Origin of the sequence: Chroococcidiopsis sp. [FACHB-1243], from assembly GCF_014696895.1 — a bacterium.
GTDB lineage: Bacteria > Cyanobacteriota > Cyanobacteriia > Cyanobacteriales > Chroococcidiopsidaceae > Chroococcidiopsis.
This window is the reverse complement of the sequence record NZ_JACJQX010000049.1, coordinates 17,261-41,654: the sequence shown is the minus strand read 5'-3', so window position 1 is coordinate 41,654 and position 24,394 is coordinate 17,261. Positions and strand designations below refer to the sequence as shown.

21 protein-coding genes and 1 pseudogene are annotated in these 24,394 nt (G+C 46.7%); 2 read left to right on the top strand and 20 right to left on the bottom strand.

Annotated elements, in window-relative coordinates:
- Positions 1-76: 76 nt before the first annotated feature.
- The 17 genes and pseudogenes from H6G17_RS27205 to H6G17_RS27125 all read right to left on the bottom strand — a co-directional run bounded on the left by H6G17_RS27205 (position 77) and on the right by H6G17_RS27125 (position 17,585).
- Positions 77-781 carry a hypothetical protein gene (locus H6G17_RS27205; protein WP_192161684.1) on the bottom strand — a complete coding sequence of 235 codons (705 nt, stop codon included), beginning with the start codon at positions 779-781 and terminating at the stop codon, positions 77-79.
- Complete coding sequence (locus tag H6G17_RS27200; protein ID WP_192161683.1) at positions 754-1,047, bottom strand: hypothetical protein; 294 nt, start codon at positions 1,045-1,047, stop codon at positions 754-756. Before H6G17_RS27200 ends, H6G17_RS27205 begins: the two co-directional genes overlap by 28 nt.
- 36 nt (positions 1,048-1,083) lie before the next feature.
- Complete coding sequence (locus H6G17_RS27195; RefSeq protein ID WP_192161682.1) at positions 1,084-2,829, bottom strand: type IV secretion system DNA-binding domain-containing protein; 1,746 nt, start codon at positions 2,827-2,829, stop codon at positions 1,084-1,086.
- Positions 2,830-2,886: 57 nt separating this feature from the next.
- Entirely contained in the window at positions 2,887-4,209 is a 1,323-nt protein-coding gene (locus H6G17_RS27190) for a hypothetical protein (protein ID WP_192161681.1), read from the bottom strand.
- A 3-nt stretch (positions 4,210-4,212) separates the two neighbouring features.
- Positions 4,213-5,160, bottom strand: coding sequence for a hypothetical protein (locus tag H6G17_RS27185; RefSeq protein ID WP_199317039.1), 948 nt, complete (start codon positions 5,158-5,160; stop codon positions 4,213-4,215).
- Positions 5,157-6,734 carry a TrbI/VirB10 family protein gene (locus H6G17_RS27180; protein WP_192161690.1) on the bottom strand — a complete coding sequence of 526 codons (1,578 nt, stop codon included), beginning with the start codon at positions 6,732-6,734 and terminating at the stop codon, positions 5,157-5,159. The genes H6G17_RS27185 and H6G17_RS27180 overlap by 4 nt, the downstream gene beginning before the upstream one ends.
- Before the next feature lie 37 nt (positions 6,735-6,771).
- Entirely contained in the window at positions 6,772-7,572 is an 801-nt protein-coding gene (locus H6G17_RS27175) for a hypothetical protein (protein ID WP_192161680.1), read from the bottom strand.
- A 46-nt stretch (positions 7,573-7,618) separates the two neighbouring features.
- Positions 7,619-8,788 (bottom strand): hypothetical protein, encoded by a 1,170-nt coding sequence (locus H6G17_RS27170; RefSeq protein ID WP_192161679.1) that lies wholly within the window; start codon positions 8,786-8,788, stop codon positions 7,619-7,621.
- 85 nt (positions 8,789-8,873) lie between these two features.
- Positions 8,874-9,638, bottom strand: coding sequence for a hypothetical protein (locus tag H6G17_RS27165; protein ID WP_192161678.1), 765 nt, complete (start codon positions 9,636-9,638; stop codon positions 8,874-8,876).
- A 202-nt stretch (positions 9,639-9,840) separates the two neighbouring features.
- Complete coding sequence (locus tag H6G17_RS27160) at positions 9,841-12,720, bottom strand: hypothetical protein (protein ID WP_192161677.1); 2,880 nt, start codon at positions 12,718-12,720, stop codon at positions 9,841-9,843.
- A gap of 51 nt (positions 12,721-12,771) precedes the next feature.
- The gene (locus H6G17_RS27155; protein WP_192161676.1) at positions 12,772-13,113 is read right to left on the bottom strand and encodes a hypothetical protein; all 342 of its coding nucleotides are present in this window, start codon (positions 13,111-13,113) and stop codon (positions 12,772-12,774) included.
- A 115-nt stretch (positions 13,114-13,228) separates the two neighbouring features.
- The gene (locus H6G17_RS27150; protein WP_192161675.1) at positions 13,229-13,390 is read right to left on the bottom strand and encodes a hypothetical protein; all 162 of its coding nucleotides are present in this window, start codon (positions 13,388-13,390) and stop codon (positions 13,229-13,231) included.
- Between the two features lie 30 nt (positions 13,391-13,420).
- The gene (locus H6G17_RS27145; RefSeq protein WP_192161674.1) at positions 13,421-14,047 is read right to left on the bottom strand and encodes a hypothetical protein; all 627 of its coding nucleotides are present in this window, start codon (positions 14,045-14,047) and stop codon (positions 13,421-13,423) included.
- 292 nt (positions 14,048-14,339) lie between these two features.
- Complete coding sequence (locus H6G17_RS27140; protein WP_192161673.1) at positions 14,340-15,728, bottom strand: alpha-amylase family glycosyl hydrolase; 1,389 nt, start codon at positions 15,726-15,728, stop codon at positions 14,340-14,342.
- Positions 15,729-15,893: 165 nt separating this feature from the next.
- Positions 15,894-16,166: a hypothetical protein gene (locus tag H6G17_RS27135; RefSeq protein ID WP_192161672.1), complete on the bottom strand. Its 273-nt coding sequence runs from the start codon at positions 16,164-16,166 to the stop codon at positions 15,894-15,896.
- Positions 16,167-16,283: 117 nt separating this feature from the next.
- Positions 16,284-16,439 (bottom strand): annotated as a pseudogene (locus tag H6G17_RS27130) (S24 family peptidase); the annotation flags it as partial.
- Positions 16,440-16,727: 288 nt separating this feature from the next.
- The gene (locus tag H6G17_RS27125; protein ID WP_192161671.1) at positions 16,728-17,585 is read right to left on the bottom strand and encodes an SDR family NAD(P)-dependent oxidoreductase; all 858 of its coding nucleotides are present in this window, start codon (positions 17,583-17,585) and stop codon (positions 16,728-16,730) included.
- A 130-nt stretch (positions 17,586-17,715) separates the two neighbouring features.
- Between H6G17_RS27125 and H6G17_RS27120 the strand changes: the two genes are divergently transcribed.
- Positions 17,716-18,627 carry a LysR substrate-binding domain-containing protein gene (locus tag H6G17_RS27120; protein WP_192161689.1) on the top strand — a complete coding sequence of 304 codons (912 nt, stop codon included), beginning with the start codon at positions 17,716-17,718 and terminating at the stop codon, positions 18,625-18,627.
- 68 nt (positions 18,628-18,695) lie between these two features.
- Here the strand turns inward: H6G17_RS27120 and H6G17_RS27115 are convergent, their stop codons facing one another.
- Both H6G17_RS27115 and H6G17_RS27110 read right to left on the bottom strand, forming a co-directional pair.
- The gene (locus H6G17_RS27115) at positions 18,696-20,072 is read right to left on the bottom strand and encodes an esterase-like activity of phytase family protein (protein WP_347276476.1); all 1,377 of its coding nucleotides are present in this window, start codon (positions 20,070-20,072) and stop codon (positions 18,696-18,698) included.
- Between the two features lie 361 nt (positions 20,073-20,433).
- Positions 20,434-22,197, bottom strand: a complete 1,764-nt coding sequence (locus H6G17_RS27110; protein ID WP_192161669.1) for a Rieske (2Fe-2S) protein — start codon at positions 22,195-22,197, stop codon at positions 20,434-20,436.
- A 592-nt stretch (positions 22,198-22,789) separates the two neighbouring features.
- On the opposite strand from H6G17_RS27110, the gene H6G17_RS27105 reads away from it, so the two are divergent.
- On the top strand, positions 22,790-23,842 hold the full coding sequence (locus H6G17_RS27105) for an oxidoreductase (protein ID WP_192161668.1): 1,053 nt from the start codon (positions 22,790-22,792) through the stop codon (positions 23,840-23,842).
- Positions 23,843-23,898: 56 nt separating this feature from the next.
- On the opposite strand, the gene H6G17_RS27100 is transcribed toward H6G17_RS27105, so the two are convergent.
- Positions 23,899-24,294 (bottom strand): hypothetical protein, encoded by a 396-nt coding sequence (locus tag H6G17_RS27100; protein ID WP_192161667.1) that lies wholly within the window; start codon positions 24,292-24,294, stop codon positions 23,899-23,901.
- Between the last annotated feature and the right edge of the window lie 100 nt (positions 24,295-24,394).

Genomic DNA, 24,394 nt, shown 5'->3' with positions numbered 1-24,394 from the left:
TACACAACGTCAACCACACGTTGTACAAAACTTTTTTCGTGAGAAACATGTTGCTTACTCCGCTGCCTAAAACTGTTCACCATTCTATGCTCTGGTTAGTAACTGCTAACACTAAATTACTTTCTAGTTCTTGTTTGAGCGACAATAAATCCTGACTATCGAATTGTTCGGCAGATGGAGGATTGCTTTGGGATGGCGTACCTTCTGATCGATCTTCTAATGAAAGGGGTGAACCAGCAGCAACCAGTGGCTGCTGGACGTTGGAAGTGCAGTCAGTCAATGCAGCCAATTCTTCTGGTGTCAGAAGTTGGGTAGCTAGATTCGTCTTGCAGTTCCCCGTCTCGTCTTGGGTATAGAGGACAACTTCTTTACCAGATTCAGTCGTGCCAACAATTTGCAAACACGGCTGGCGATCGTCGGTTTGACTGACGCGATCGGTCACATCTGCTGCTAACCGCTGAGAAATAGTCTGTAGCTGAAACTCGGTTGGCGCTTCTGCCCGATATCGATCTGCCACAGAATCTAATTTCTCCCACTTCCAGGCATCGGGCAGATCCTGATCGCGGGAAAGAACGTAAACATCGCTACCAATATCCACGCGAACGCGATCGAGTTGTTCTGGTTGTTCTGCTTTATTTTCCCTAAGTTTATCAAAAATGAGTTTGACAATCTCTGTAATTGAATTTGTTATCTCTCTACCCATAGAGTAAAGCGTCTCTACAGATTTATCTGTCATTCTCGTGTAATAATTTCCTAATTCTGTGGCGCGTTCGTCGTACATGGCAGTGTAGGCAATCTATCTAGAAGGACGGTATTTTTGTATTGAACGAAGACAAGCTGGCGATCGAAGCGGATGACAATCAGCGATGGTTTAGCACCACCTGCTATGAGGGTGGCGCAATAGATGTTATCTGGGCGATCGCGGTTGTAGTAGTAGACGAGAATGGAATCGAAGTAGTGAGTTTCGATACTGGGAGGAAATTGGTGAGACCAACGGGATAGCTTCTGATACTTTTCGATTTCTCGCTCTAATGTCAGGTCATTCATTTGAAATACACTTGGCTGGGAATTGGTAAAGTTGTGTCAAAATAAACCTTGAAGATTTACTAGGGGTTGATTTTTGGTTGGTTGGGATTGCTGGGGAATAGGAAAGCGTTTGTTCACTTCAGCCATTCTGCTCTCCAAATCTTCTTGACTGGGGCATTTTTGAGTGCTTCTTTTTGCAAATCTCGTCCTCAACTTTTGCCAAGATTTTTGGTTTAGTTCTTCCCAATTCTCAATAGTTTTGGGAATTTTGATTTTTTTCAGGATCGGCACGGAACCTTCTTTTTTATTGCTGTAGGCTGGGTTAATTAACACGCATTTACCCTGCGGTAGTTTGAGGAATTGTGCGGGTTCAAACAATTTGCGCGTCTTTTCTTGATTGCTGATAGAAGTACTTGTCTTACCCCCACCACTGGTACGCGATTTTTGTTTGTATTTAATCTCTTCCTCGCCTAAATAGGCAGAGAATTGGCGCGCTGATTCTTCTTCACCAGGGTTGAAGACAAATTTAGTACCGCAGGCACCAAGGATAGTTTTGGCAATTTCTTTGCTATAGATTTTTTCCAGCTGACCCATATTCTGCCAGCCTAAAATACCGCAAAAACCTTCAGAACGCGACTCGTTGAGCCATCTATACAGGTCGGGTAGATAAATTGAGGGTAGCTCGTCTAGGGCGACAACCAATGGGTCTTCACGCCTTTTGGCAATACTGCGGGAGATTACCATGTGCAGAATACTTGTCATGAGAGGACCGACAGCATCTCGGCGTTCTCGGTCGAGTCCGAAGATAATCATCTGCTGGCGCTTTACTTCCAGGGGTAGGGTAGTCTTACCGACAAAACATCCGAGAGTGTTTTTAGCCATGAAGCGAGTGAACATCAACGATGCCGTACCTGCAATTCCAGCAACAGTTTTCTCCGAGTCAGCAGACGAGAATAATTGACCGAAGGCAATCTTAATCCACGGATTCAGATTAGCTGATTTCAATCGCTCTACCATTTTTTCGCTAGATAAAATAGCAGCAGCAGTCATGATATCTGCGTAGCTTTGGTTGGGATTATCTTTACTTTCAAATTCTTTAGCAAGCATGAGAATTGCTTGTGTTAACTGGTCGCCAGCCGGACCAAAAAAAGCATCTTCGTTAGTATTCCCCGCCAGCCTAAAGTTTTTATTGATCACCGTAGCTAACTGTCTTGCAGTTTCGGCATCGCTACTATCTCGGAGAAAGTCAATCGGGTTGCAGACTTCTGATTCGGGAAAACCTGGAGCAAAAATGTGTACGTCATACCCCTTTTTCCTGGCATAACTAGCTATTTTAGCAAGGGAAGGATATTTAAAATCATAGATAACAATGCCGAACTCTTGCTCGATCGCGGCATAAATCATCGGCAGAATAGCACTTGCCGTCTTACCGCTACCAGGTCCACCGATTGCTGCCGTTCCCCGTTGGATATCTGGTATATATAGATTATTGCGGTCTAGTTTGTTCGCTCCAATCCATGAAGCTGCACTGTCGCATCGCGGTTGTTTTATCTGTTTTACAGCTATTTTTTTGGCATTGGCTATTTCAGCATTGCTACCCCAATAGCTACTAGCTAGCTTTTTCTTATTTCCCTTATCTAGCATTTGCAATGCTACTAGTGTTAAAATTCCTCCAGCTAAAATTAATCCTTGAGTAGAAAGGAAAGGCGAGATTAGCTTATCGGTATATTCGTTGAGTGCGCGATCGGAATTACTGACAACCTTAACTTCATTAACAAAGCTTTTGTTAGCTGATTGAGTCATATTGTTGAAAAGATATCTTGAAAAAAATGCCTTACCTTTAATTGCTCAAAGCGTCTATCACCGAGGAACGCTGAGGGGACGACCCAGTAAAATTGCATCCATTTCTTTGTAGTTAAGGAACTGAACCGGACCAATACCATAGGGACTGCAACCAAGGTCGGGTATGCCGCGCTTGCAGATGCGGAAGAACATAGCAGTTGTAATGCTGCCGTTCGCTTCATTGACATTCCAAATAACTTGCTTAAAGCTCTTGCCGAAGGGGTGACGACCAGTAGGTTCTCTACGATCGAAGAGATTGCCCAAAACCCCAAAACCACCCCTAACTTTTTGGTTCTTGCCAGAGATCCACTGCGCTCCGGTCAGTTCGCCGCTACCTGCTAATTCAATGTGGGCGCACTTAGAATCGCAGGATACGTTAAACCCAGAGCGATCGCTACCCGAAATCGATCTGTGGCGATCGCTTTCTAGCGTCCCCAGTGGCAGGTCAACTTTACCAATAGCGGTAAAATCTGCGGCGGGAGTGCCAGGAAAACTGCCAAATGGCAGGAATGCTAAACCAGGCACTTTGCCGATGATGTTATTTTGCCAGTTAGCAAACTTTTGCAGCGCCGCATCTGTCAGCCCTGGAATATCCGTCAGTTTATAGTTGCTGAGATTGATATATTGATCCAGCTCTACATTTTGCAGGACTGGGTAGGTTTCGAGCAGGTTGGCGATCGTTTGATTGTCCAGGGCATAGGAGCGGGCGAGTTTAGCTACCAGATCGCGAACTGGCGGCACGTCTGCCACTTGCAACTTGTCTAAGCTAGGGATAGCTTCAGTTAAGTCTGCAATTGTCTGCCACTTGGTTAGCTCCAGGCGATCGAGCTTGAGCGTTTTCAGGTTCATGCCTGTCATGCTAGCAATATTGCGGACTGACAGCTTTTCAATGCCAAACTCAGATGCTTCAAAGTCGCCCAACTCCATCACGTCGGCAACGCTTTGTCCGGCTTGCCAAACCCGTCTAGCCTTCATGCCTCGACTTTTGATGTTAGGCAATTCAGTCCCGCCCGCTTCAGAAAACACCATGTTTTTGAACGTAATCTCGTTCCAATCGGGTACTGGGACTCCGCTATAGTAGCGAGTCGGAAAAGAAGAATTGCTTGGATTGGCGTTAGCAGCTACAACCGTTTCCTCTGGCGTAGCAGCCCCAGCTTTGAGGGCGTGCAGGGCGATCGCGGCGACAAACCCTAGAGTCAGTAAATATCGATATCTTTGACTATGCGATCTGGCGTAGCTAGTTGTAGGTTTTTTAGCGGCTGTATTTGTATCTGGATCTGCGATCGGGTCGGCAGTAGCGACGAGGCTCGAACAGTTGGGGTCGTTATACGCTTTTTCCATAGTTTATCTTCTGTAAGAATTAATGACAGTTGGTTTGTGAGTTGCTGAAGTTGCTTTAGCAGGCACAGATGGGGTAGGAGTTACAGCTGGCACTGTCGATAGAGCGGGCGGGATAGGAGAAACAGTACCGTTGGGCGGCAACATGGTAGGAAAGCGCTTGCCTCCCAGTTGCATCAGCCTTTCGACTAACTGCATCGATACTCCAGCATTTGCCGCAGCCGAGTTCGCGTCCGCACCGGATTGGAGTTCGCTTACAAGGTGAGTTAGTCTTTGCCACAACGCTCCCTGCGCGTCGATCCACTTATTGGACAGTGCCACCTGCATTCCCCTAGTTACCCATTGAGCATCGGCAGCAGCATAAGCATTCGGTCTGGGCTTGCTGGATTCCTCTAGCGTTGGTTCTAGGTCATTTTCGATCGAGATTTCGCTGTATTCGGGAGCGCCAGTACCAGGTACGAGTCGAAAGTGATAGCTTTTTTTCTGACCGTTGGATTCGGTAATCACAGTCAAGTGTTCGCCGTATGGTGCGTTTGGCAGTCCTGGAATCGTAACTCCATCGATCGCGCTGATATGAATCAGTCCAGCACCAGGATTTTCGCAGTCCCTGCCCAGTCCCGACAAACAGCCATCAACATCGATGATAAATCTGGACTTTTTGCTGCGATCTAGCCAAGCCCTTCTGATGACTTCCCCTGTCTCGAAGAAGGAGATGGATACCCCATGACCAGGCCATGCTTTAACTGTTTGTAGTCGTGCTTGCCTGCCCGTTACCAGACTGGCTTTGAGCGATCGCACCGTACTGGTGGGGGATGCTGCGGCTGGGGAAGGCGCTATATTCGCTAGGGCGATCGCGCCGAGGGTGATGAGGAGAAAAGAAGAAAAGATATTTGGTTTCACAAAAACCTCTAGTAATTGGCAGGGCGATACGGGTAATTTTGGATGAAGGCTCACAGCTTCAGCGAGCGATTGACTTCAACGACAATCTTGGTGTTTTGCGGGATATACCAAATGTCAGGACGCTGGGCAATTTCATCGGTAGCTTTTTGAGTGCGGTTGCCAATCGAATCGGCAAGTTGACCGAAAGCGCCCTGTAGAAACGCACCCGTCATCGAGCGACGCTGGCGCGTGCGGCGCGTGCGGCTGCCACCAAAGGGCAGGTCGTCTACCACTTCTTCATCGGGTTGATTCATGGTTTCGCCAATACTGGCTAGACCGGCAACTGCACCTAGCGTCAGATCGAACCCAGCAATCTCCTTGCCTTTGTTATGCATTTTTTTGGCAATTAGCGGACTGCTATTCTTACCCGATATGCTAATAGCACCGCTGGGAACGGGATACTCGGTTTCGTCTTTGAGAATGGCAGTCACTTCGGCATGAACTTGAGAGGCACTATCTACAGAAGTCATGGCGATCGTGACGAGCGTGCCAGTGGGGATGGCAATTTCACCCGTGTTTGCCATTAGCGGTTCGTCGAGGCGGGCGACAAACCTACGCTTACTACCGCTAGAGCGATCTTCGCGTTGTTGGGAGAGAAAAAGTGGAGTTACAAGGGTAGCACTAGCATGAGAACCGAGCGTTAGGTATTGCTGTTGCTTGCCTGATAAAATTTGTGCTTCTTCTGGGAGGTAGTCGTAACTAGCTAGCGTTGCGTTAGGTGTGGCAGCAAGGGTAAGGGAGCGATCGCCAGCGTTTGAAGCGATTGACGGCTGCCATCTCGGTTTCAGTTGTTCGATCGCGTCGGGGCTGGTATCATTCGTGTCGAAGTCGAAGTTGCCGTCACTTTCCCTGGGCTTGGGTTCTGGTACGTTATCTTCTGTTTGGGCTGGTGTAGCGCGGGCTGGATCTAAACAGGGCAGCGAACGATCGTCACCACCAGCACCAGAATTACTGCGCTCGGCAAGATTAGCACTGGCATATTTGTCACCATACTCGATCTTGCCAATAGAGCCAATCCTGCGTAACCGTTCTAATTCGGCAAATGGGTCTTTAGGTGCTGCTGGTGCGATTGCGATTCGAGGTGCGGGCATTGTTGCTGTCGAAACAACAGGTCGCGGGGCGGGCGGTACTGCTTGTCTGACGACAACAGTACGGGTTGGCGCTGGTGCTGCTGGTTTAGGTGGAGTCTCTACTTTGTCGGCTGGTGGTTTGCCCAAAGCCGCCAACTCTTCTTTTTGTTTAGCTAGTGCGAGCTTGGCATAGATATCGCCGTCGCTGTTTTTCGACTCTACGGTGTTATCTTGAGGTGTGGTTGCTGTTTTGGCGATAATTGGTTCGCCACTACCGTTCATCACGCTGTTGAGGCTGAAGTAAACGACGAGAAAACCAACACCAAAAACACCGCCAACCATACCCAGACGCGAAAAGGGTGACGTAATTGAAGAATGTTGAGTCCGTACTTGGGCAGGATCTTCTATCTCCCAGTCTTCATCTTCTAAGTCTTCATCAAAGTTATCTACAGAAGATGCAGAATTTGAGGAGTTACTGTCATCTTCTAGCGGTAAAAGTTCGTCTATTGCTTGTGTCATAACTGATTTTTTAATACTGTGGGGATCTCGGTGAAAATTATTTTGTGTTGGCTGTTTTTTCTGGCGGCTTGCCCAGCCCGAAGTCATAGATTTCGACAATTTCCAACCCCGATCTGCGGGCGCTGTAAATAGTCTTTGCTAAGTCGGTCGTGTCTGGCGGCGATTGGGGAGAATGGATCTTTTGCACGACAATAGTTTTGTTGAAAGCCATACCCTTACCAGCATTGTCGCGGCGAGAGAACGTGACCAGCGTGGCGATCGCGTCAACTTCCCACTTGTCCTCCCCAACCTTACGCGGTTCGGAGAAGTAGCGAGGCACCAACGCAACTTGAGCGTTGCCGTTAAATAAGCCAGGAGGTACGTACTCGGTTAGTTTTCTGAGAAAACTAGCGCGAAAGTCGTGTTTTTCAGATAGGGCAAAGGCTGCATCTCTGGCTTTAGTAGGAATTTTCACCAAGCCTTTGTTTTTGACTTCGACATTCACCCCTTCGTCTTTTTTCGTCACGACTTCACCGTTTTCAGTGGACTGGAGCAGACCGTCCCAATTAAATAGCTTCACCATGCTGTCGGAGACAAACTTTTTAATCGTGTTGTTGGTATATTGATTCGGACCGAGGGGCTGGGCGGGAATTGTCGTACCGTCTTGAAGCTGTACGATTGTCATGCCTTTGGTATAGCGGTTGAGATTCATAGCAGCGCCCAGGTTGGCGAGCTGTACTACCAACGAGATGCTGCTGATGGCAGTCAAGCTGACGACGACAACTCCAACTGAGTTAGGGATCGATTTACCGTAGCTGAGCAGTTGAGGAGCCTGTTTTTTTTCTTTCGTGGATGTCATACGAGCGATACTTACTTTCTTGTTTGAACTTGAATTTTTAATTTCCTTAAGAGCGCCTACCGAAGCGCGAAGCAGCGGCAGCCGTTGCTATCTTTGCTCCCGATGTCACTCCAGCCGTCCCTGTCGTCATCGCACCACTAGCAATCCATTCAACTCCTTTCGTCAGCGCGTTGAGGACAGCCATGCCGCCGCCAGCAGCCATTGCACTCGCTAGCAGTGGCGATACGATACTGATAAACAGAAGAAAAATCATCGGTTGGTTTGCTTGCGCGGTACTAATCAACTGAGCGCAAAGTCCGAGCATGATGTGGAAGCAAAACTTTGCCATGCCTATGGCGAAGAATCCTGCCAGCCAAGCAACTATCGGTTTTTGACCGTAGGGTGTCAGCGAAGCTCCTACTGCCATAGGTGCGAGTAAGGCGACAATTATCCAACAAATTTCAACGCCCCACTGGTAAGCGTTATTGATAGCAAGCAACCAAGTGGCGGACAAACCAGTCACGGCAGAGCCAACCGTCTCCATCGCAAAATTACCGACCGTGTTGGCGAGATTGCCGCCAGTAGCACCATCTACTGCACCTGCAAGTGGATTTGTCAGCGCGATCGCCGCACCAATAGCTCCCAGAGATCTGAAGAACCAATCATTCTCGTTAGCATTTTGTTCTTGTGGAAACAGTTGCGGCGCGTATGCCTCTAGTTCTTCTCGTGCTTGCACCAAGCAATCGTTAACTTGTTGAGGCGTACCTCCCCTTTCGTTACAGCGTTGAATCGCATTCCCGACCATTCGGCGCAGTTGAATGTCGCCCATCGCTCGGCTGAAAGCAACGTCCAAGTCTGCACCCCTTGCCGCATTTCCTAACATAATTTGGTCTATGTGATTCATGTAGTTACGCAGCGCCAGCGTACCGTTGGCAAGTAGGTAGCCGTTACCGAAAAGCAAACCGATGACGATGATGGGCCAGAGATAACTGGCAAGAGCTGGTTGGTAGTCGTCGTTCATCCAGTTCCTAGCGAACTGAACCATAAATAGGGCAAGCATGGCAAGCGCAAACGCGAAACCGACGATACATAAAGAGCGATATAAGCCGCCATTTATTGTCTCGTTCCACAACTCGTCGAAACTCTCGGCTACCAGTAACGCTCCTCCCTGCGCGGCTTCGAGTACGTCTTGACCGAAGTTAGGGTCTACTTGAAGTAATAAATAGCGAAAAACCATATAGTTGTATAGTTTGAATAGTTGAAAAAATTCTCGCTAGCTATCTCTGCACGCAGAGATAGCTGCAAGCATGGCATCGCGTCTGCTAGTTGCTTTGCGATGCAGAGTCGGAAGTCGTAGCGCGGAGGCGAGTCCAGCCTCCAATTGAGATTTGGGTTGCCAGTTCGCCATCCATCGCCAGACTTTGGCGACGGCGATCGCTAGCACCATTTTCGGCAATTTGTTCCAGCATTAAGTTGGTATTAGCTGCATCCTGGCGGGCTTGCAATTCATCGGTACGAGACTGTCCGAGCATCGAGACAATCTGAGCGTTTTGAGCGGCGATCGCTTTGAGGATGTTTTGCGAAGCATCCATATCTTGAGCGCTATCGCCTAAGTTCTTAGCTTCATCCACAGTTTTTTGAGTAGATTCAATTTCTTTGTTGGTTCGAGCTTGACCTTCTTGACCCAAAACGCTGGCAACAGATGCACGAACGGTTTGGCGTTCGAGTTGGCGACCAGCCTCAATCGCACCGACAACCGTGTTACTCTCCATAGGCGTTCCTTTGGTTTTCAGCTTTTCGCGCAGTTTTTCAGCGCCGCTCACTGGGTCGGGAACGTCCATCTCGCCAATTGATTCGTCAATCGCTTCCTTGGCATCTTGTTTCAATCCACCCCAGTCTGCTTCAATTTGCTGTACGAGTTCGTTCTTTAACTCGTCAAAGTAACCTTTGAATTCATCCAATATATCGTTGAAGAAATCATTAATATTCAGCGACAGAGCATAACTTGGTGTTGACTGTAGGAGGATACCAAATACTAGCACTCCTCCTAATAACTGTATTTTTCTTGGCTTGGATTTAGATTTCATGTAGCTTGAATGTGTAGGTAAAAAGGTAGTTTCGATCTACCGCTTGCTTATATAGCAGTTTTATTTGATTTGTGACCCATTCGTGAAGGCTGTCATTAGTCATTGGTCAAAACGCAATACGAGCGCGTCACAGTCAGATGAGTCACAATTTCACAGATGAGTCACAATTTCACAATAGATTTAGAACGGCTATGGTTAATTGCTAAACTTTCATTTTTTGACATTGAAAATCTGGAGATTCTTCTGGGATCTTCGCTTTTCTAAAAGAGACTATACTATTAGCGATTGCTAAAAGTTCTACAGCTTCATCTGTGAGTTGTTCGCCGCGAATCATCTTGACATAAGTTTCCGAAAAGCGCACGATACCGAGCATGGGGTCGTGACGATATTTGTTGAGGTATAGACCGCGCAATTCTTGTTCGTCTGGATTATTAGCAACAGTAGCAAGCAAGCAGTGTGGCGGATAGTAACGACAGAACGTGAGTTTGCCATTGTCGTCGAGCAACCATTGCGAATAAATGCTTTCCTTTTTAGGAAAGAATGCTTCCGTACAGTTGCGAGAAATAATTTCGTAAGGATACTTGAAACGCTCGACAAACGGATCTACAGCACTCGATTGAATCCGACCGATCAAGCGCGTCGTCAAGTTGGCAAAGATTTTAGCTGCGGACTTACTCTTATAGATACTTTCTGGCTCTTGCGCTGACAAGATGACGCGAATTCCGGCTTTGGCTCCGTTGGCGCATAACCGACCGATCAGTTCTGCAATGGCTTCAAACTCAAATAGAATTGGTGCTTCATCTAGAAAGAAAATCGAAACCTTGGACGAGAGAGCGCGGCGCAACGCAGCGGCGTAGGCACTGAGGGCGAGGATTGCCGCATCCTCTTCGCTAGAAAGCGATCGCAATGCAAATACAAGCAATCTAGCATCGGTTCTAAAGCTAGAGGGACGAGCGACCGACTGACCGACACGCGAATTGAGCCAGAATTTTAACCGCAATCTAATCTGGTCTAAAGCTTCTAAAACTTCTTTACTATTATTGGCAATCGTATCCAGCTTGAGATAACCAGGGGAGCAATAGTGATAAAAATCTTCTAGCGTTGGCGTGTCTTGCCATTCGGCAGTACCGACTCCCCGTTCTATCGCTAACTTATAGCGTAATTTGAGATCGTCATCATTGAAAAATGTTTCCAAAGCTAAAGTTAATATGCTTTCAATCTGAGAAATGCGAGTTGAGTTAGTCCCAGTTGGTTTAGTCCCAAGTACCATTGTCATGAGTACGGATTTCAAAAATTCTTTGAAATCTGTCATTCTTTCTTTAATCGTTTCCCAATCGTACCCTCTTAAATCCGGTAACTCAAATAAATTATTTGACTCTTTAGTAATATCGAAATACGCACCATCGTCACCCAAAAAGTTAGTGTAATCGGTGAGGGTGGAAGTGCCATCGGGCTTGGGATAGTCGAGGGCGACGACGGGAGTTCCTCGTGCTAAAGCTGGAGTGAGAATTCCCGAAACAGCCACGGATTTACCGGAGCGAGTCGTACCGAATACGGCAATATTTTTGTGTTGTTTGTATAGATCGATATGGACTGGCGTACCGCCTTCCTCAGCAATCAATTCAAAGCCTTCTTTATCGCCAGTAGCAGTTTGCATCAAAGGCATCAAGCCTGGTGCTTCGCAGGAGAAGTATGGCAAGCGACGGTTGAATGGTCTTGTCAGCAATTTCTCCCAAACAATCGGAGTGCATTGCAACCACGTCTTCCAAGCATATTCAACTTCTCGATTGACGACTGCCGGACGCAGAAAACAAGTTGATAAGTAGCGGCAGGCATTGTCAAGTTGTTTTCTGGTCTTTCTATGTACTAGAAAAACAACTGCAGTGTGGATGGGAACGTTTCCCTTGTATATGGTTTCTTGTGCTTTGATTCCCTCCTCGATATTCATATTAGATTTAACGTCAACTGAGTTGCTATCGGCAGACATTGCCGAGGCTGTCAGTGACTGTTTGGTAATGCGTTGTAAAGCAACTTTAGCTAAACTTTGATTGGCTTTGGTCAGTTGACAGATAACTTCGGTATCAATGACTCTATCTTTAGCCAGAACCGACCATAAATAACGCAGTTGCGAGTATTCATCAACCCATCCGCCAGGTTTTTCGCTGAAGTTGAGAACGCCAATGTATTCGTCTTGGAGCTTAACCCAAGCGCGGTCTAGGTAAGGTACGGAGTTTTCATTTTCTAGTAGATGATGGCGAATGTGAAAGTCGCTCGTCTGAATTTCGCTCAGTTTATCTTCATCGAGGTAAAGCGAGTTAGGAATCGGTGGTATTTGAGTGCGATTGAATTGCTGCCATAACACTTCCCAAATATTTTCGCCCGTGAAGGCGCGGAGGTTCAATCCCATCGTGTTGCTGAGGATTTGTTCCCACAGTTGAAAACCATTAGCAAAGCTATTGCGGAGGATATTTTCAACTCGTCCGGCGCGAAAGCCATGAATTTGTCCGGTAAATTGCTTCCAGCTAATTTGCAACCGCTCGATCGCTTTTTCAATTGCATCGTAGTTACGGCTTTCTTCTGATGCAGTCACAGTATAAGTACACCAGAGACGCAAAAACTTATTTTTCCGAGTACCTAGTTTAGTCAACTCGCGCGTCCGCAGGCGCTCGGAACGCATCAACAGTTGCAGCTGTTCTAAATCGCAACCTTGCTCAATTTTCAGTAATTCCTGCTGGCGGCGATCGTCGTCAGCGAACGAACCGACGTGAATTGTCAGCGTTTCGCCTTCAGGTAATTCTTTGAGACCACCTTCGATTCTTTCAAAAATCGGCAGAATTTGTTCTTCAGGCAGAGATGAATGAATTCCTTTAGCCTCAAAGCAAAATTTGATTTGAATGTCTTCATTTTTCTTGAGAACGAGAGCGCCTATGTTTTGGCGATCGGCTAGGGAGATATTCACAATCCCTGCTAAATGAACGATGTCTTCAAAAGGAGTGAGATTTTTGACAACTCCTATTTGTTCGGGATCTAAAGCTTGTCTGCCAACTTTGTCTTTTGATTTTGCTGTCTTCGTTGCAGTCATGACGGAGATCTTCTTGTTTTCAAAATGCTCTAACTTGGGTCGGTCGGAAGGTTATCGACGGCGACGTGAATGCCGTTTTTTCTTGATTTTTCTATTAGTTGGCAAACCAGTTAGCGAAGCGAACGATTTGTAACCTTTTGTGACTCGCGGCGTACCGATAAACTTGCCGAAAAAATCTTTATTGGCGCTGACCGTCCACCACGTCGCCCAACCCCAGGCGATCGCGATTCCAGTTGCCAGCCAAGATAGTTGTAGAAATCCCTTGACTGCCATATACATAATTAAGGCGATCGCGCTCCAGGGAAGGATTTGGTCGGCAGGGAACGGACCGAGGCGGGGTTGCTGTCCCAAAACGCGGTTGACGCTGCGAAATTCGCGTTCTTGCTTGCTCATTTATGAGTTGACTTTATATGTTTTAGTTTTTGGGCGGGAAAACTCTTTTTGGGAATGTTACTACTGACTCGAACGAGGGGAAGTGGAACCAGGAATGTCAAAACTTGGAATAAACTCACCGTTGTGCGCTCGGTTGACGTGATGTTGCGATCGATTGAGGAGAAGTGGAACCAGGAATATTTAAGATTGAGATAAACTGAACTGTCGTGCGCTCGATTGACGTGATGTTGCGATCGATGTCTGGGAGCAGATTTGCACCGCTCCTTGTCAATCCCATCAGGCTTGTGCTTGGGTTGTCCGATGCGGCTTAGGCAGCACCACCGCCAGCACCACCTACTATGAGTCCAGCTAAAATATCTCCAATCACAACAGTAACGGCAACAATGATTGGCGTTCTGGCAAGGATCTGCCAGTCCTCGTCATTTCGAGCAGCTTGAACGATACGTACTAAAGCAATACCCAAGTAAATTAAGAATAACCCGCGCAGAATCGCAAAAATGAATCCAACGACTTGTGCGTTAATCCCAGGAAAGTAAGCGGTGTTTCTGAAAAACGTCTCTGCGTTGTTCATGAACTGGGCGCTAGCGGGTGCCGAAGCAAAATCTATGATAAAGATCGTAGAGACAACTAAAAATATAATCGTATAAATGTTGATGCCGTATTTTCGCTGTAGTTTTTCAAAGTTGAGCAGTAGTGCATTGGCTTCTTTAGGTAGCATCAATACGAGCGAAGTTAAAAACATCAAACTGGACAGCACCAGATTGTGAATGGAGATATCTACAATCATCAATCCACTAGCCACAGCCATTAGTGCTGCAATTGAACTCTTTTCTCGCCATGTTCTTCTACTGCGCTGTGGTTTTAATAAATAATTGCTAGCTTGTGTATAGCTAGATTCGTTTCTTGTGTAGTCAAACTCGTAATGGTTTTTCATGCTGGAAATTGTCAGATAACTAGTTGTGGTGAAGTGAATTAGAAGAGCCAGACTTATCGAGCTTTCTGTTTGAGGCGCTTGATAACAATCATTTTGGCTTTTCCCAACGTCAACAACAGCTAATAAACTTCTGATTTTCCTTCCGAGTTCTGCGTTGAGAAAAACTACGAAAAGAGTTGATACTGTTGTAGATCTTCAATACGCATAAATGCCTAAAAATGCCCGAACAAGAGCGATCGAGAGCAGAGAACGATCGCGACTCTATCTCTTCTATAGCTGAATGAAGCAAAAGCTAGCTGGGAGTCTGACACTGCTGCCAAGGCTCGCGGATGAAGTAAAGAGCATCGCGTCCCCGAACTTCCATACCGCCTCGATTCTGCGTTCCCCAGCGAGTGACAAATTTCTTACCGTTGTGGCGACGTTGAACGGCAACCGTAAAGTTATTTCGCAGTTCTCGATAACATCCTTCGATATTCGTCAGGGTTAAATCCAGTACCGGAATATCGAATTCGCCTGCTGCTTTATTAACAATAAAAAATCCTTCATTTCCTCGTTCCATCAATAAGACAGTTGAGCTGTCAACGGTAGCTAAAACATTTTCTTTGACGTTGCCACCTGCTCTAAGGCGCTGGCGCATAATTTGACGGAACTTCACACCAGTTTTGATGTACGGCGCATCAGCATTATCCCAGTTGAGTATTAAGGGAGTACCGCTTTCTCTAGCTAACACGTAAGCTGTCGCTAGGTAGGAGTCAGAACGATCGCTGTAAGGGTTAATGGCGCTAGAATTAATCTCCCGAATTGTATCGTGATTTCTGCCAAAAGTGACGCTACGCGAGTCATCTACGGCGATAGGAATTCGTAGCGATCGCAGATCTCCACCAAAGGTAAATGCTGCTTTCATGGAATTGTAGAGGATAAAGTCTGTGACGGCAGCAATCCACTTGTAATCGTCTGCACGGGTATCGCTATCGGTAATTACCTCCAGATAATTCCATGTCTTTCCTTTGCTTTCGCGATTGATGTAGTCAATATACTCTTTAACAATATCTGCTGGCATGTGCTTGGCAGCGTCAAACCGAAATCCATCAATTCCCAGGTCGAGCAGTTTCTTTAAATGCGCTTTTTGAATTTTTTTCACATTGGCAGTATATTTTAGATCTGGAAGTCCGCCCAGCCAACAATGTAGTTCTGAATTTCTGTTGCCATCGTTATAGTTGATGTCACAGGGTTTCTTGCCAGGATTGCCTGGAGCGGAATGAAAATCATCTTTAGTTAAACCTGGAAATTTAGACAAGTCTTCAAAATCATCGCCACTACTTAAGTTAGCCATGTGGTTGAACACAACGTCAGCAATGACTTTAACTTGGCATTTATGAGCTTGAGCGATTAGCTGTCGTAAATCTAATTGGGAACCTTTACCTTTGATAATGCTGTAGTCTACGGGTTGATATCGCGCCCACCATTCTTGGCTAGAATTAGATTTCTGTGCTGGAGCAATTTGAATGTGAGAGTATCCTTGGTCAGCAAGTTGGCAGACAAACTTTTTGACATCGTTATAGTTTTGATTAAAAGCATGAAAAATCGCGACAGGCTGTTCTGCTACTTGCGCTAAACCAGGCAAGTGAAAAGCTACGACCAGAGAAATCGCCAAGACAAAGGCAAATTTCTTGAACCGCATAGATTTCCAGAAAGCTGAATGCATATGGATGAAAATAAATGTATTGACTAAATTAAATTATTTTTTTTATTAGTTAATTTTTAGATATTTCCTATTATTTCCCCCAAACTTCTATTGACGAAAAAACTCATATGCCAATTCTAGGCAGCACAGTTGGGGCAAATTTCAATTTCCACAAGTCAAAATCCCTTCCTTAGTGCCGTCAGCTTTTGCTTGCACTTCAACCTTGGGTTGCTGTCCTGGGTAGCAGCGGACTAACACTTTATCGCTACTGCGGGTCAAGTACAAAACGTAGACGGCTTGACCGTTTAACTTGGCTGACACGAGTTGTGGCGGGGCAGGTGCAGTAGCGATCGCGGGTACTAAGTGCGCCATCCCAAAAAATACAATTATTGTTCCGACGATCGATCGCGAGCAACGGATGATAGATTGCAACATCGGTGTAACATCTGGAGTAACAGTTTTGACTAGAGCCTTTTCATTGACTCTTTCGCTCTAAAAGACAGTAACTTATCCAGAAGTATACGATGCAAAATTAGCGATCGCTCGGATTTTTCACGAACAAACTTGGTGAAGACAAAGATTCTGAAACTCCATATACTCGGTAATTTCTAGGGGTTTGTAGCAGTTGTTGGCAGCCACCAAAAGGAGGCGATCGCCCTTTCGATGCAGTCGCTTTACCGTCAACTCCCCATCTACCACCGCAATGACGACGCTACCACCGCAATGACGACGCTACCATCGACTGGTTCATGCAATCAATTCTCCTACTCGATCGACTACTGTAGTATTGCTGGCTCGTTTCACAACCTAGATCGGTACTGCTAAGAGTAATGACAATAAAATAATGTAGATCGGCATATCGTACAAGCTTACTGTTACGGTGTTTGCCAAGCTACGTATCCTGATCGAGTCATGCGATCGCGCTCCTATCGTCGCTAACCTGCCAACAATCTCGATTGTTTCCCTACATACCATCTCGAAGGACAAACCTCCTCCTTAAAACGCAACATCCGCAGCAATCTCCTGCCAGCGAGTCGCCAAATCCTCCGCAGTAGAAACCTCAACAGCTGCAAGGTTTAACGGATAGTCCACATTGTCTCGTTCGATCCAGCGTGCGGCTGTGAATTGCCCGTTACTTGCCCTTAAGATAAATCCAGACTCTCGGCATTCAAAAGAAGCGAGATATAACACTCCAGGGGCTACTTGCTCTGGTCGTAAATCTTCTGGTTCATCCTGGACATTCCACATCCGCGTTTTGGCGACTGGCGAAATCGCATTCACGAGAATGCCATGCTCTTTGCCTTCAACCGCCAGCACATTCATCAAACCGATCTGCGCCATTTTTCCCATCGCGTAAGCTGCAAGACCGCCCAGAGCATATTGCTGATAAATCGCTCTATCCGAAGTCGTCAGCACGAGCCGTCCGTAGTTTTGCTGTTTCATAATCCCAAAGGCGGCTTGAGCCAGCCATGTTGGTGCCTCTAAATTAATGCTGATGGCGCGTTGTAGAAAATCAGGCGTTAGTTCTGGCACTGACTGATAGGCGACCCATCTGGCATTGTGGATTAAGATGTCGAGGCGACCAAACTTCGAGAGCGCAGTTTCCACTAAACTTTGGCAGCTATCTCTACGATCGAGGATGACGTTGCTCGGGAACGCAACTCCACCTGCTTGTTGAATTTTCCTTGCAGCATCAGCCGCCACGTTCGGATCGAATCCGGTTCCATCCTTGTTAACGCCTGCGTCATGCACAACGACACGCGCTCCTCTTTCCGCCAGCAGGCGGGCATAGGCTGCCCCCAAACCTCGCCCGCTTCCAGTAATAATCGCTACTCGATCGTCTAGTCGAATCACTTAACTTTCTCCTGACTTGAATTCTGCTTTTTCGGATGAGACACACCATATATTTCTGACGATAGGAGACAGCCATACGACTGTCCAATATATATTTGACTAAGATTAATAGGTTAGACATATAAATGTGATGGAATTACGGCACCTGCACTACTTCATCGCGGTGGCTGAGGAACTACACTTTAGTCGAGCAGCAGTGCGGTTGTGCATTTCCCAACCCCCGCTCAGTCAGCAGATTCGTAGTTTGGAAGATGAACTAGGAGTCAAGCTGTTTGAGAGAACGAAGCGGCAAGTGCATCTGACTGAAGCAGGCAAAGTGTTTTTAGAGCGATCCTATCTAGTGTTAGCGCAACTCGAACAGGCAATCGAAGTGACACAACGGATCGGGCGGGGTGAGGTTGGACGGTTGGCGCTAGGCTTTGTCGGCTCTGCAACGTATACCGTACTGCCAGAGATTTTAAGTGTCTTTCGATCTCAGTTTCCGGCTGTAGAATTGCGATTGCACGAACTGACGACTGCTGAGCAAATTCAAGCCCTGCATCAGAAACAGATTGACATCGGCATTGTTCGTGCCATCAGCGAGCCAGGTTTGAGTGTGGAATGCATTTTGCAAGAATCATTGGTCTTGGCGTTGCCAGAAACCCATCCGTTCTCTGCCCAGACTCAAGTGTCTCTCTCCACATTGGCTGCGGAATTATTTATCCTATTTCCTGCCAAAATGGGACCCGTCTTTTACGAGCAGATTATTCACATTTGTCAACAAGCTGGATTTCGTCCGCAAGTTGCTCAAGAAGCAGTTCAGATGCAAACGATCGTCGGCTTGGTTGCAGCAGGACTGGGTATCGCTTTCGTTCCCGCCTCCTTGCAAAACTTCCACAGAAGCGGAGTCATTTACAGACCCTTACAAGAGCAGACACCTAAAACCGGACTTTATCTGACTTGGCGGCAGCACGATCCCTCACCAGTAATAAAAGCATTTCTGGGCTTGGCACGGAAGACGACACAATCGGAGTCAAATTGTGACGATACGCGAGGCAGTTAGGGAGCGATCGCCTACCTAATAGCACCTCCAAGTACTGTCGGGAGCAATCACCTGAAGCAGCCTAACTACTATTCCAGCTCTAAAGGTCGATTCAGTTGAATGAGAATAAACTCGTTATCGTCAGGTTTGCCAGGGGTACGACCTGCACTAGATGGATAATTGTTATCGTTAATTACTAGTAAGGTTTTTTCATCCACAGGTAACACGCTTTCAATCGTGACAAATGGAAAGGTAAATACATCATTTGTCGTACCGTTGCCACCAATTCTATTGGGATCGGGAATATTTAATAAGTCTACGAGTAACTCTTTAGCGACAAATCCCTCGCGATCCAATTGAGTCAGATCGATTTTGTAAATTCGTTTAAATTGAGCCGGTGTAGTAAACGCTGGGTTATTGGGATCTCCCTGTCGATTATCGCGCTCAATGACTAAAAACTCGCGCTCGTTAATCGCAGTCAGCTCACCGATCGCGTGAGTGCTATCTTCCAATCGATAAGCAAAAACATGACCCGTATACTGCTGAGTTTTGAGATCGAATTCATGAATGAGTAGGCGATCGCTCTGTCGATCGGGTACTAATGCTCCTTCCAACATGGCGTATAGCTTAGTCCCTTTGGGATTAATTGCAGTACCTTCAAACCCTCTAGAGCGTGGCAGGTTGGCTGTAGCAACTCTTGCCTCATCGTCAGGCAGATCGGCAAACGCTGGATTGTCAGGAGACTGCACCAAAGGGCGATCGCCTATTTGTAAAAAATTCGGCAAGGAAATCGGCGGTTCTAGCAGTTCGCCATCGGCAGCAGTATGTATTAAGAACGGTCCAAATTCATCTCCAAACCAGTAGGTACCATCTGCATCCCGTCGAAATGATTCAAGATCGAAATCTGCTCCAGTTAACAAGCGTTCTGACCGGATAGTAGAATCTACAGCAATACCGTTGGGGTTTGTAGAGCTAGTGCTGCCTGGATATATATTTTGCTCAGCCACAATCGGAAAACCGACTCTAGCAGCACGGTCATTGAGCTGGACAAAGCTTTCACTGTTGAAGCTATCTAATTTCCTACCCGTTGTTGGATTGACTGGCAAGACCTTCCCCGAACCACCTTTAGCGGTGACGAAATCGGGTTTCACTCCATAGAATCGCAACACAAAGTCAGGAGAATTTGCTTTGGAACCGAAACCGTTATCTGACATGATGAGAAAAGTACCAGGCTTGGAACCAAGCAAGACAGCAGAAATTCCTTGCACTGGTTGTCGCTCTAGAAATGGTACGGACACGTCATTAGCACTGCTGCTCAACTGACCCGATGTTGGTCCTGGTGCAAATGTAGCTGATGGTAAAACTGCACGCCCAACTAGTTCTGCGGCAAGCGCTTGAGCATTCCCCAACCACTGATAGGTTAGCACCGCGCTTAGCGATACGCTACCGATCGAAAACTTTGCAATTTTAAACATGTATCCTCACCCACAAACGATCTACTTTACGTATACACTGCTGTGAGGATCGGGATATTAACTAGGGTTTAAATTCTGGCGATCGCCTAAGTATGTAGAAATATAGCTCTGCTACCCGCAACCAACAGTGCGATCGCTAATAATTTAGCAGAAGCCGTTACTAGAATTGTAGGGACTCCGTATGGACTTATAGCTCCAATGCTTGCTCTTGGTTGAAGCAGTTAGGATTTAAGATCCCGAAAGAATAAGGGCAAGCAATTGCATAAGCATTGCTGAGACGTTGCGATCGCAACCATACACTCCACCCTACTAGCACCGAAACGCGAAAACAGCAGACACTCCAATCCAGTCCTTAACTTGACTCAAACAGGCGATCGCCTTTGTGCAATCGAGTGGCAATTTGGTAAGTTTGTGCTTGAGAACGCATTGTCGGCGCGTGGGCAGCTAAGTAGCGGGCAGCCGCACCCAATATGTGAACTCCAACAGGAGTTTGACTGTGTAGATCGTACTGGCGAAAAGCAGCTTCCATCTCTTGAATGACGTGAAAATCTCGGTTCTCCCGCAACATCATTTTACCTAGCATTGCCATGAGCCGCTGCGGGCTACCACCACCATAGAGATACTGGGCAACAACCTGACCGACCTCATTGACTTGCTGCTGTTTGTCCAATAAATCTGGTAGTTGGAGCAACAGTTGTTCTGGATTTGCCTCCTGCTCGCTGGGTTCTGGAAGCCGAGCCGCTGGCACGTTGAGAAAACGATTGAGATACACGCTCATTGCAGCGTCGAATACACCCCGCAATAGCTCCACTGATGGCACGCGCCGCAGTCCTTGATGCACGGCGTTAGCAAAAGTAAAAGGATGATGTGCCGTGTCCCAATCTCCATACTCGTTGTTGGTGTGAAAGCGAGCAACCCGCAAAGCCGCCGCGTAGGTAACGGTTGCGGCTAATTCATTCTCAGTACAGCCTTGTTGTAGGGCATTTAACAGGGCATCGGCGATCGCTTGTGGGTCTTCTCCCATGAGAATAGGTACGAGCTGCTCTCGCCCTGACCAAGTTCCCCGTCGAGAGCGTCCTGCTTCCACAGCAGCAGGTAACTGGGCAAAAGCTGACTCCAAAATTGCCACTAAATCTACTGGATAGCGCCAGGAGTTAGATTCTTCCATGCGCGTCGCCCCAGCCAAACCAGAAACTAGACTCGTTAAAACTGACTCGGCTTTTTGCCAGCCTGTAGCATCTAATGCTTCGAGTGCTTTGTTAATGAAATCAAGGCTATGCCCGATATCCAGATAGCGACGATCGCAAGCAGCAGCAAACAGCATATCTGCCATCTGCTCTGGCTTTGCTCCCTGACGCACCGCAGACACTAGACATCGTTCCGCCGCTTCGCTATCCCGCAATTCAATAAACTGGCGAAACCAGCGTTTGAGAGTCTCCAACTCAATTGCGGAATTGGGTAATGAATGAACCCAAAATCGCGGTGGCGCACCAGCACAATCCCGTGCTACTGCCGACAACCCTTGATAAAGAGCGCGGGGTCTGTCTTCGGCATCCAAGTAAGGTAATAAACTCATCATGCAGGTGTGGATGGTTAAGCCAGTACTCCAACCGTCTTTGCTGTAGCGCGTACCAAAATCTAATCCAATTTGAAATGGTTCTGTTGGCTCGACTCCTAGATCCAGCAGGGCAATGACAGACTTGGCAATCACCAGCGAAATGCTATGTTCCAAACCATCTTGAAGCCGCTGGCGTTGATGGGCGTAAGCATCGCATGGAGGGGCTAGATCGATCCAGACTTCTCCAGAGCGAATTTGGACTGGGAAAGAACGCACGTCATCCGCCCAAGAATCAAACGTTCCGCCACTGGCTAAGTCAAAACGAGCATAGTGCCAAGGACAAGTCACAATTCCATCTTTGCAAGTGCTGCCATGCAGTGGAAAGCCCATGTGCGGACAACGATTATCGATCGCGTATACCTTGCCATCTGAGAAAAATAGGGCGATCGTCTGCTGCTCCAAATTGACTAGCAGACTGCCAGTTGCTTCCACATCAGCTAGTTGAGCGGCACGAACGTAGCGAGTTATTGGTGTAGTGGATGGGAAAACTTGAGTCATCAGTATGTTCCTTCCCAACAAGGATATCAATGAGGTTGCACTTTGGCTGATTTTGGGATTAATCCATAAACGCAGTGCGATCCTTGTTTCTACTCTAGCTACCTGAGCCTTCGAGCGGTAGAACCGAAAGCTATGGGAGCGACTATTTGACCCAATACTAGCAGTAACGCGCTATTTGAAACCATTGCCGATTGTGGTTTGTGCAACGCTTACGCAAATAATAAGGGGCGCAGTTTAGAACCGCACCCCAGCTAACCATAGAGTTTTAAATTTAGAATTGAACTGTTGTTATATAGATAGCTTCACGAATTTCACACTAGATTCCAGAAAATCTCCCCACTCGTTGATCGAGTTAGCTCAGGACATCACCATGCTGCTGCTATAGCACTCTGGTTTGATTATTGAATGAGAATAGGTATTTGTAGGGTGCGAAGCGCGTGTAACGCACCCTACGTATTTGTTCAAAAATCAAATAGTAATCCTATGGGTTCATGTGATTGTGGAAAAGAACAAAAGGATTTCCTATAGGCTAAAAATCTATACTGTTGTAGCTTTACTATTGATTGTAGGAGCGAGTCATGCTGGAGAAAAAATGGTAGAGCAAATTGGCGTAGGACTGGTTGGTTATGGCATGGCAGCTCGCGTGTTTCACGCGCCAATTATTCAGTCAGTTCCCCATCTTCAACTCAAAAAGGTGGTCGAACGACATGGGAATCAATCTAGTCAAGATTATCCTGGGGTGGAAGTCATGCGCGATACCACGACACTCTTGCAAGATAAAGAAATAGCTTTGGTTGTAATTACAACTCCAAATATTTCCCATTTCGATCTAGCACGCCAGTCTTTACTAGCAAATAAACATGTAGTCGTTGAAAAACCTTTCACTGTTAACTCGAACCAAGCACAGCAATTGATCGATTTAGCGCGTCAGCAAAACAAGTTCATTAGCGTTCATCACAACCGGAGGTGGGATGGTGATTTTCTCACAGTGAAGCGGTTGTTAGATAGTCAGCTTTTAGGACGCTTAGTGGAATATGAGTCCCATTACGATCGCTTCAGAAATTACGTCAAGCCGAATGCCTGGAGGGAAGACGAAGGGAACGGGAGTGGGGTTTTGTTCGATCTTGGATCGCACTTAATAGATCAGGCACAGGTTCTATTTGGCTTACCACAAGCAATCGCGTCGGACATCAGAATTCAAAGAGATTTTGGCAAGGCAGACGATAATTTTGAGCTAATACTGCATTACGACAACTTGAAGGTGACTTTGAAGGCAAGTATGCTGGTAAAGGAGCAATGTTCGCGTTTCATTTTACATGGTACGGAAGGTTCTTTTATTAAATACGGCTACGATCCGCAAGAAGAAGCTTTGAAGCAAGGACTCACACCTGCCGATCCAAACTGGGGAGAAGAGCCTAGAGAGAAGTGGGGAACTTTGAGGACACAAATTAGCGGGTTACAAGTGGAGGGGCAAATCGAAACACTTGCAGGTTGCTATCAAGCTTACTATCAGAATATAGCTGATACGATTGGCGATCGGGCAGAGCTAAGTGTTAAGCCTGAAGAAGCAAGAAATACAATTCGCACGATCGAATTGGCAATGCAAAGCAACAAAGAAAAACGCACAGTTCCCTTCTCTTTGTGAGTGAATACCCGATCCTTTTTCGATCGCTCTGGGCGAGACGAATAATCTACGATCCTTTAGCTTACTCCAGATTCAATTTTCCCTGTTGCCTGCTTTAACGCCTCCTGAAAACTGTCAAAATCTTTGCCATAGCCGCATAGTTGGGCAACCGCTGCTAATTCTTGAGAAGTATTAGCTCTGGCACAATTGAGCAGCGCAGCTCCTTGAAGTGGCTGCTGCCCTAAAAGTAACTGTTCTTTAGACTCACCCCAGAAGGCACTATAAGTCCAGACTTCTTCACTTCCCTGCAATTCCAGCGACCAACGGCAAATAGCCGATCTCGGATTCACGCCAATTTCAATCAGCTTCGCACCCATGTAGTATTCCATCTGCGATTTTGTTCTTTCTTTGAGCGCCAAAGGCTGATTTTTGTTCAGCTTGCAGGACATATGAGCTTGTGTATGTTTAACCATATCGATCCTGCTTGAGGATTTGGTAATTGTTCAACTATAATAAGTGCTTCACGGCATCACTCAGCTCGATCTGCCACATTAATCGATACCTCATCAGCAA